This window comes from Planococcus notacanthi (assembly GCF_030407825.1).
In the GTDB taxonomy this organism is placed as follows: Bacteria; Bacillota; Bacilli; order Bacillales_A; family Planococcaceae; genus Planococcus; species Planococcus notacanthi.
Map to the genome: position 1 here is coordinate 1 of NZ_JASDCQ010000013.1, position 7,982 is coordinate 7,982.

10 protein-coding genes are annotated in these 7,982 nt (G+C 38.6%); 8 read left to right on the plus strand and 2 right to left on the minus strand.

Annotated features, from left to right (window positions below; translation table 11 throughout):
- From QMA01_RS17945 to QMA01_RS17965, 5 genes are all read left to right on the plus strand, one after another.
- Positions 1-256: hypothetical protein (locus tag QMA01_RS17945; RefSeq protein WP_290215599.1), on the plus strand; the 256-nt coding region annotated here is incomplete at its 5' end.
- The gene (locus tag QMA01_RS17950) at positions 253-444 is read left to right on the plus strand and encodes a hypothetical protein (protein ID WP_290215600.1); all 192 of its coding nucleotides are present in this window, start codon (positions 253-255) and stop codon (positions 442-444) included. The genes QMA01_RS17945 and QMA01_RS17950, both read left to right, overlap by 4 nt.
- Positions 441-1,004, plus strand: coding sequence for a site-specific integrase (locus tag QMA01_RS17955; protein WP_290215601.1), 564 nt, complete (start codon positions 441-443; stop codon positions 1,002-1,004). Before QMA01_RS17950 ends, QMA01_RS17955 begins: the two co-directional genes overlap by 4 nt.
- Before the next feature lie 585 nt (positions 1,005-1,589).
- A complete protein-coding gene (locus QMA01_RS17960) occupies positions 1,590-2,762 on the plus strand; it encodes a replication initiation protein (protein ID WP_290215602.1) in 1,173 nt (390 codons plus the stop codon).
- Between the two features lie 1,057 nt (positions 2,763-3,819).
- Complete coding sequence (locus tag QMA01_RS17965; protein ID WP_290215603.1) at positions 3,820-4,371, plus strand: SMI1/KNR4 family protein; 552 nt, start codon at positions 3,820-3,822, stop codon at positions 4,369-4,371.
- 217 nt (positions 4,372-4,588) lie between these two features.
- Here QMA01_RS17965 and QMA01_RS17970 read toward each other — a convergent pair whose 3' ends face one another.
- Positions 4,589-4,906 carry a hypothetical protein gene (locus tag QMA01_RS17970; RefSeq protein WP_290215604.1) on the minus strand — a complete coding sequence of 106 codons (318 nt, stop codon included), beginning with the start codon at positions 4,904-4,906 and terminating at the stop codon, positions 4,589-4,591.
- 319 nt (positions 4,907-5,225) lie between these two features.
- Here QMA01_RS17970 and QMA01_RS17975 point away from each other — a divergent pair, with 319 nt between their 5' ends.
- From QMA01_RS17975 to QMA01_RS17985, 3 genes are all read left to right on the plus strand, one after another.
- Positions 5,226-5,780, plus strand: coding sequence for a MerR family transcriptional regulator (locus QMA01_RS17975; RefSeq protein ID WP_191716982.1), 555 nt, complete (start codon positions 5,226-5,228; stop codon positions 5,778-5,780).
- A 333-nt stretch (positions 5,781-6,113) separates the two neighbouring features.
- The gene (locus tag QMA01_RS17980; RefSeq protein ID WP_290215605.1) at positions 6,114-6,368 is read left to right on the plus strand and encodes a hypothetical protein; all 255 of its coding nucleotides are present in this window, start codon (positions 6,114-6,116) and stop codon (positions 6,366-6,368) included.
- A 172-nt stretch (positions 6,369-6,540) separates the two neighbouring features.
- Entirely contained in the window at positions 6,541-6,747 is a 207-nt protein-coding gene (locus QMA01_RS17985; RefSeq protein ID WP_203341306.1) for a hypothetical protein, read from the plus strand.
- Between the two features lie 497 nt (positions 6,748-7,244).
- Here QMA01_RS17985 and QMA01_RS17990 read toward each other — a convergent pair whose 3' ends face one another.
- On the minus strand, positions 7,245-7,805 hold the full coding sequence (locus tag QMA01_RS17990) for a hypothetical protein (RefSeq protein WP_290186283.1): 561 nt from the start codon (positions 7,803-7,805) through the stop codon (positions 7,245-7,247).
- Between the last annotated feature and the right edge of the window lie 177 nt (positions 7,806-7,982).

The following is a 7,982-nucleotide window of genomic DNA, read 5'->3' on the forward strand; positions in this document are numbered from 1 at the left end:
CCATTCCATTGACTTCCTAAGAAAAAACGAAGAAACTAGAATTACCAGAAAAAAAGATACATTCAAACCGTTGATTTTACTGGGCTCGTCTTTCGTTGACGGCGCTCTTTTTCTTTTGATCACGCTTACCTTAAATAGTGCGCTACATATGGTTCTTTTGATAAAAAACAAACACGTTTTACAAGATAGATTATTAGAAAAGAACAAAGATGGGAAAAGAGTCGGTAACAGCTGTTTAGAGGAGTGGACACGATGAATAAACTAATGAATTACCGAAATCTGTACGTTGTAGTTGGGGTTGTGTTTGCCTTAGTGATTACGCAATCCAATCTCGCGCAAAACACACAAATGTGGATACTCGTTGCGTACATTGTCGGGGGGATTGTTGTAGCAGAACTGTTGACTAAGAAAGCACGTAAGAAAAAGGAGAACGTTCATTCATGACCAAGCAAAGTGAACTGAAAGATGTGCAGCCGATCCGTTCATTGGACCAAATTGAGGACATGAAATGGAGTTTGAAGAAGTGGTGCGGCGAACGGGACTATATCCTGTTTTTGGTCGGCATCAATTCGGGCCTGCGGGTCGGGGACCTGTTAAAGATTAAAGTGAGCGAGATCCAGGGCAAGAAAGTGGTGTCGCTTCGGGAAGGGAAGACCGGCAAACGCCGGACGATCCACCTCGGCAACATCTACGACGAGCTGAATACTTATATCGATACGTTGAACGGTTCAGAATGGCTGTTTCCGAGCCGCAAGGGGCAAAACCCGATTACAAGGGTCCAAGCGTACCGGCAGCTCAACAAGGCGGCCCAGATGGTCGATATGCCCGATGGCATCGGTACGCACACTCTCCGGAAAACCTTCGGCTACTGGCATTACAAGCAGTTCCGGGACATTGCCGAGCTGCAGAACATCCTCAACCATTCCCATCCGCAGATCACCCTGCGCTACATCGGCATCACGGACGAGCAAATTGAAAGCAATCTCAAGGCATTTCGTCTGTAACCCTCCCAGATTTATTCTGCGGGGGTTTTTATGTTGTTGAAAAAAGGCGCTCAAGGGGGTTTTAAGCCCTCCTAAACGGATTTGTTTGGATGTATTCGATTTCGTCCTTCCAAAAGCTTCTGGGGTAGTTTCTGGGCGTTTAAACGGGATGATAGGCAGAGGATCGTCCTGTCTTTTTCTAGAAACGTCTTTTTCTCTTGTTTTTAAATGCCACACTTTTGGTCCCATTTATTCCACCACCACCACCATTATTTTTTCTCTTGCGCGCGTGCGCGTGTTGTTGGTGTTTTAATTACTTTGTTTATTACTTTGTTTTAAGTGTTTTAGAGAGGGTCTGAGCCCTTGGTATGACTGGGTTTTTTGACCTTAACTATTACACTTTCGGTGTTAACTATTACACTTTCGGTGTTAACTATTACACTTTCGGTGTCTAACTATTACACTTTCGGTGTTAACTATTACACTTTCGGTGTTAAATATTACAAATTATAAAAACTGTATTTTAATTGTTGTTATAGGATTTTTAAGTGTTATAGTTAATTGTATGATTACAGTTTTTTAAAAAAGTAATAGTGGGGTGCTTAATTGAATAAAAATCATTTAGTCACACAGTCAAATAGCCTAGTAGATGCACGTTATCACGAACCTCTAAGTGCTAGGCAACAAAAGATAGTGTTATCAGTAGTTAGTAAAATTCAAATTGATGACGAAGATTTTAAGATTTATGAAGTTCGCATCCGTGATTTTCATGAAATGCTTGGACTTGAAGGCGAACCTAAGTACACTGAAATGAAAAAAATAACTGAAGAATTATTAAAAAAATCATTAGAAATTACTAGAGAAAAAGGACGCTTGTTACAGGTTAATTGGTTTTCAAGTATTGAGTATTTTGAACATGAAGGAAGAATAGAATTCTCTTTCGATCCTAAATTGAAACCTTATTTATTAGATTTAAAGAAAGCTTATACTTCATATCGATTGAGCAATATTCTTTCTCTTAGTAGTGCGTCATCTATCCGTTTATATGAGCTAATGAAGAAATGGGAGTATCTCGGAAAATGGGAAATAACTATTGAAAAATTAAAAGACCGCCTAGGAATCAAGCAGCAGTCCTATAACGTCTATGGTAATTTCAAAAATAGAATAATTGTCCCTTCTATCAATGAGTTAAACGAAAAAACTGATATTCAAATTAGCTTTAAAGAGATTAAGACAGGAAGAAAAGTTGTTGGTTTTGAGTTCACTATTAGGCATTCTCCAGAAAAAGAAATAAAATTATCGAAGCCAGAGAAGAAAGAGACAAAAAAACCAGAAGTACTTTCTAAACAAGACGAATTAAGAGCACGGTTAAATGAATTTGCCGATGGTTATCAATTTGATACAGCATTCTTTGCACAGCTGCACCAGGGCGCTTCGCTCATCTGGCAAGACGATGCCGAACAGGAATTGGAATGGCTGATTCGTTACGTCAACGAGGAAAAAACCGTCAAGAATCCCCTCGGATTTATCAAATCCAAAATCACTTCGGCGTGGGAGATCCACGAGGCCGGAGGACACATTACGTTCGCCGATCTGCAGCCGATGAAGGAACGTCACATCGGACGGCAAGAGAAATTGCCGGAGTGGTTCACGTCCAAAGATGAACCGAAAGAAGCTGCCGAACCGAATTCCGAACTCACCAAAGAGAAAGACCAACTGCTGAAAAAGTTGGCCGAAAAAAAAGAACGGCTTGCCAAAAAAGACACGCCTTCTTCGTAACGAACATCAACATCCCGACCGGACTTTTTCTGGAAACAGAACGTCCGTCGGGATTTTTTTTATGTCTTTCTTGATGTTCGGATCGTCCGTTCTTTTTTTTCCGGACCGTTCTTTTTGGAAACCGATTTGAGAACGCGAAGGAAAAAAGTTCACGGCGAGTGCCCATTTATACGCACCTCCTTTTTCAAAGGTCGCTGCATCGTTTTGGGTTTCCCGCAGGGGCTAGTGGACAATCACAAAAATCACGAATCCTGAAAAAAGATTGCGAAGAGCATAAGGGAAATCTGCTATCACTTTTAGTGCTAGACCAGGCGGAGCCTGGGGTTTGGGTGATATCACGAAAAAGGGCTAGATGCCTCCACGTGGAGGCCCTTAAAAAAGCCATTTGCCTCCACGTGGAGGCACCTCTTTTTGGCTGCCGGACCACCAGAAAAAAATAAAAACCGATAAAAAAACGACTCTTTTTTTGAAAAAAACTGCACCGAAAAAATGAAGTGTTGAAAGTCAAAACGAACCCCTACGGATTCAAAACAAGTGGCACAGAGTTGTGCCAATGAGCAAAAAAACTGGCACAAACTTGTGCCAAAAGGCAATTTCGGTGTCCCCATTCCAACACGAGGCTCTGCCTCGTCCCCCATTGAAAATGGGGGCACGTTTTCCTTATGCTCTTTCTCTGTTTTGCTGGGTCTGTGAATTTTTCTACATGATTTGAGCCCCTGCAGGAAACCCAGGAGGACGCGGTTATTTTTGAAAAAAATCACTGCGTGTAAATGGGCACTCGCCGTGAATCCCGTTGTTTTGGATTTCGTTTTTGGACTGGACCAAACATTTCTAGAAAAAGAACAACGGATTCTTAAGGCGATCGACAGCAGTAAAAATTCCGGAGTGCCCAGTTATACACCACCCTCAATTTGAGGTGGTGCTGGGGAGGAAAAGGGAAATATCGCCTTCGGATTTTTAGAAACATACCGGCAAAAAAATTAACCTATCCAAACTTAACTAGGTCATTTACGATGAAGAAAAGGATCAGTGAAAAAATTAGTAAAGGAGCGATTACGTGGGCGTTAAAGAAATCATAGAGGCAGTTTTACAAGTGGTGGACAGCAACAACGAACGGCTATTGATTTATGACGACGGTTCAATTTCAAGGAGTACCAGTATGGTTAATCCCCCTGCTGAGAAAGTGGCTATCGCCGAATTTGAAAGTTGTATTGAGCATCGGCTGCCAAAGGACTATCGATCTTTTCTGCTGGAATACAATGGAGCGTGGATCTATCAATACATTACGGATTTAGGAAGCAATGGCGGAGGCGGATTGCAGCTGTTTTCTGTTCAGGAACTGAAAGAGAATATGTATTACATGGAAGTGTATCCTGGTTTCTTGCCAATAGGGACCATGTATGACCACTACTTGGCCATCAGTTTGGAAGCGGTTGAGAATCAAAACCCCAATTATCTTTACCGAATTGATAACGATGATGGCCCTCAAGCTTTGACCCTTAACTTTGACCTGTTTTTGGCGCGCTTTGTGGTGTCTCAAGGAGCTGCATTCTGGGAATGGCCGATTTACAATGCAGCTAGTCGATATTACTTAGAGGGCGATGAATAAACCGCTAAGAGGTAATTTTTCAAAAAGCACGGGCTAAAAAGGTTTACATATCCCGAATTATCGGAAGTCCCATAAAAAAAGAGAAAGAAGATGCTAGTAAGTTAGCATCTTCTTTCGGTTTAATTACTTCTGATAACCTGTGATATGTAAACTGATTTTTTAAACCACTACTCTTACAAACGCATATGCTTCTTTAAGTAGATTACTTCAAAATGATTTATGCTTTCTTTTCATTCTTTTTCCATTTGACGTAACTGGTAGCAATGTCTGATAAAGCTAAGAGCATGAAAATGATTCCTATTGCAATGTATTCATTTGTAGTTAAATCACCAAACCAATATATAGCAATATACAGTAAGAGTATAAATGGAATTGCCCATATAGAACGGAAAAAACTTCTTCTGTAACTCAATTTATACCCATTAAACACAAATCCTTTATCCTTTTTTTCTGCGTCTTTATATATAGACGACATGATTACATGAACTATTAAAACTACTATCACTGGAACGATAAAAAACTGTAAAATATTCAAAATTTATCTCCTCTTCACTTTGTATTTTTAATATACTTCTACTATTTTTAAATTTAGTACATTAAAAGTAAGAATTTTCTGTTTACAATAATTGTAACATAATTTTCCTTTACTTTATTCCCAGCGAAAAATGCTATTTCATAACCGTTCGTAAAGTATTTTTGACAATCGCTAACGTTCTTTTATTCCTAAAGGTGTTTTTGGCTGCGACTCATCCATTTCTATTTGGCTTTTTTTCTAGAGCTCCTTCATAGAAAAAGAAGATGCAAGTGTGATCGAACTCTTATAACATGAAACAAAAAGAGGTGGTGATGGTTTAATGATGACTCCTAGCGAAGTAAGTACCAAATTAAATATCCAACCCTCTACATTACGAAAGTATTCGGCTTTACTTGAACAGGAAGGAATTCAATTCAAACGAACACATAAAAATGCCCGTCTCTACACAGATAGCGAGTGCATAGCGATTGAAGGCATCATAGCGACAGTACATAGCGGTAAGAAATCGCTTGAAGAGGCTGTCATAGAAGCCTCTAGTGGTTTAAAAAAGAGCGTCTCCGTAGCGCCACGCGAGCGCGATAGCGACGACATAGCAGCTGCTACGTTAAATGAAGTCAAAGAGCTGAAAACCCAGTTGCAGCAACAAGAAGAGCGCCAAAAAGAACGGGATATTATGTTTGTGGAAGTCCTGGAGAAAATGCAGCAAAAGATCGATCGGATGGAAGAACAACAGAAGCAGTTACTTACACCAGTACCGGAAGAATCCGAGTTAGATGCGCCAGAATCGTCCTCACAGGAGCCAGAAAGTGAAACTCAAACGGTAACACACAAAAAAGACACACGAAGTTTATGGGCCAGAATCTGGAACAAATAAAGGGTACTGTTTTAGCGGAATTGAATGTAACTTAAGTGCAGTTAAGTTACATTCAAAAATAAATATACTGACTTTTATAAAAGTTTAAGCGAAAATGGAATTGCTAGAAAAAAATTCCAAAACAAAGGGGAAGAGTTCATTGATCGAAGAGTCTTATATTAACTGGGGAGATTTACTTGTTACGTTCTTAGTCTACGGTGCCATTATTCTTTTTGTAATTGTATTAGTGAGATGGGTTTTGAAGAAAAGAAGAAATTAGTTCTGTAACGAAATTTAATGTGAATTTAGTTACATTCAGAAAGCCATTGAGGATAAGTAAGAAGGAGGATTTACGTGGAAAATAGCTTTTTGAACTCATTTAAATTAGTTGTAGTTTTCTTTTGTTTGGGTGTTTTAGCTTTAATACTAGGTGTAAACGGGGAAGCAGTTGCTATCCTTTTTTCGAGACCTTCGGGTGCTGGATCATGGACAACATCTGAAAGCATGATGAATGGATTTATATACATACCCACAGCTATTGGCGTCTTTTTCTTTGCACTAGCTATTGTTGTTTTCACGATTTCTTATATAAAAGTACAAGAGAAATGAATATATAGTTCTTTGTAAGAACTCAATCTAATCTATTTTAAGCTGCAGGGGAAAGACCTTGTTTCGATAATTTTTTTATTTGAAGTAAAAAGCATGAAACTGAATGTAACTTATTGTGAATTAAGTTACATTCAAAATAGCAAAAGAACCAGTTTGAAAAGGGGTGAAACAGGTGGAACGTTTCGATATGAGCTTTCAAAATAAAAGAGTGAGGATTTGGTTTGCTCTTGTATTACCTTTGGGTTTACTGGCCGTGCTGCTGTATATTTTTCTTCCAAACGAGTTTCAGTTCATTCCAACCCTTATATTAATTGTTGGATTGGCCATCTATTATGCTTGGGTTGTGCTCGATAAGAGAAAGCAAAGATCTAATAAATAGTTCTATTTTTAAATTTGAATGTAACTTAATAGCAATTAAGTTACATTCGAAGTACTTGATTTATCTTAATTCTAGTAACATAAGAAAAAGGAAAGTATTGAAAATTTAAGCTATATAGCTGGTTAGCAACCAGCCGTGATTATGATGATTATTGAAATTGACGGTTACTTCAACCAAGCCATATTGACCGGTAAAAAATGTTCCATGCAGCAACTGAGGCAGATGTATCGACAAGCAGACCAATTAACTTCTGAGACTCGTGACTTTGCCAATGTGTTTTGCCGGCTTCATAACTTTGATCAACTTCCGTATTCCGAGGATATAGAAGTTGATTTTGTCTTGGATACAGATACCGGCAGGATCTACTCTCCGAGTTACTAACCTTTAGGAACCATTTTTCGAGACTTTTTGTTAAATGTGAATGTAACTTAATGGTAATTAAGTTACATTCATTTTATTGATTACAGAGGCTTTTATTCTTCTTTTTGTCTATCACTCTATTCACTTGCCGGCTCAATTACCTTTCCGTTTTCATCGTAAAGCGTAAAGGTAAGAAAAGTCTCTTTTAAATCTTCAGGGAGTTTTTTGTATACCAAAAACGTTGCATCTTCAGGAATAGGTGAAGTGAAACTGAAGTCCTCATCGGCAAATTCAGATTTCGCCGTAATGTGATCGATTCGCAAATCCGGATTTTTTCCGGCCAGAATACCATATACGCCTTGATTCGTTTTAAGGTCACGGTATTTGACAATATTCGTTCCTGCACCTGATTCTACAATTTTGAATTGTCCATTCCACCCTTTAAGCAAGTGTGCATACCCCACATATTTATCTGCTGTCTCAAAAAGCACAACGTACGATGTAGTATGGTCGATCTGTGTCATTTCCAGGATTTTAATTTCAATTTCCTCTTCACTTCCTCTACTTTCCCATGTCGTCAAATCAGCATGGATAGACGCTCGACTGTCTTTAACAGAATACTGATTAACATAAAATACTGTATAACCAACACCAATTACTAGAATACATAAAAGAGCAAACAACAATTTCTTCTTCATTTTTTACCTCCATCAGACTTTGTAGGATACCCGTCCATTCTTGCACTTTTTTCGTTCGTACTGGTCATATTAGAAATCACCTTCGTCAGTACTAATTATACCAATCATTTCCAATGGAAAAGTTATTTTAAACTGGCTATTCATAATTTTTTCTTGATTTTGAATGTAACTTATTAT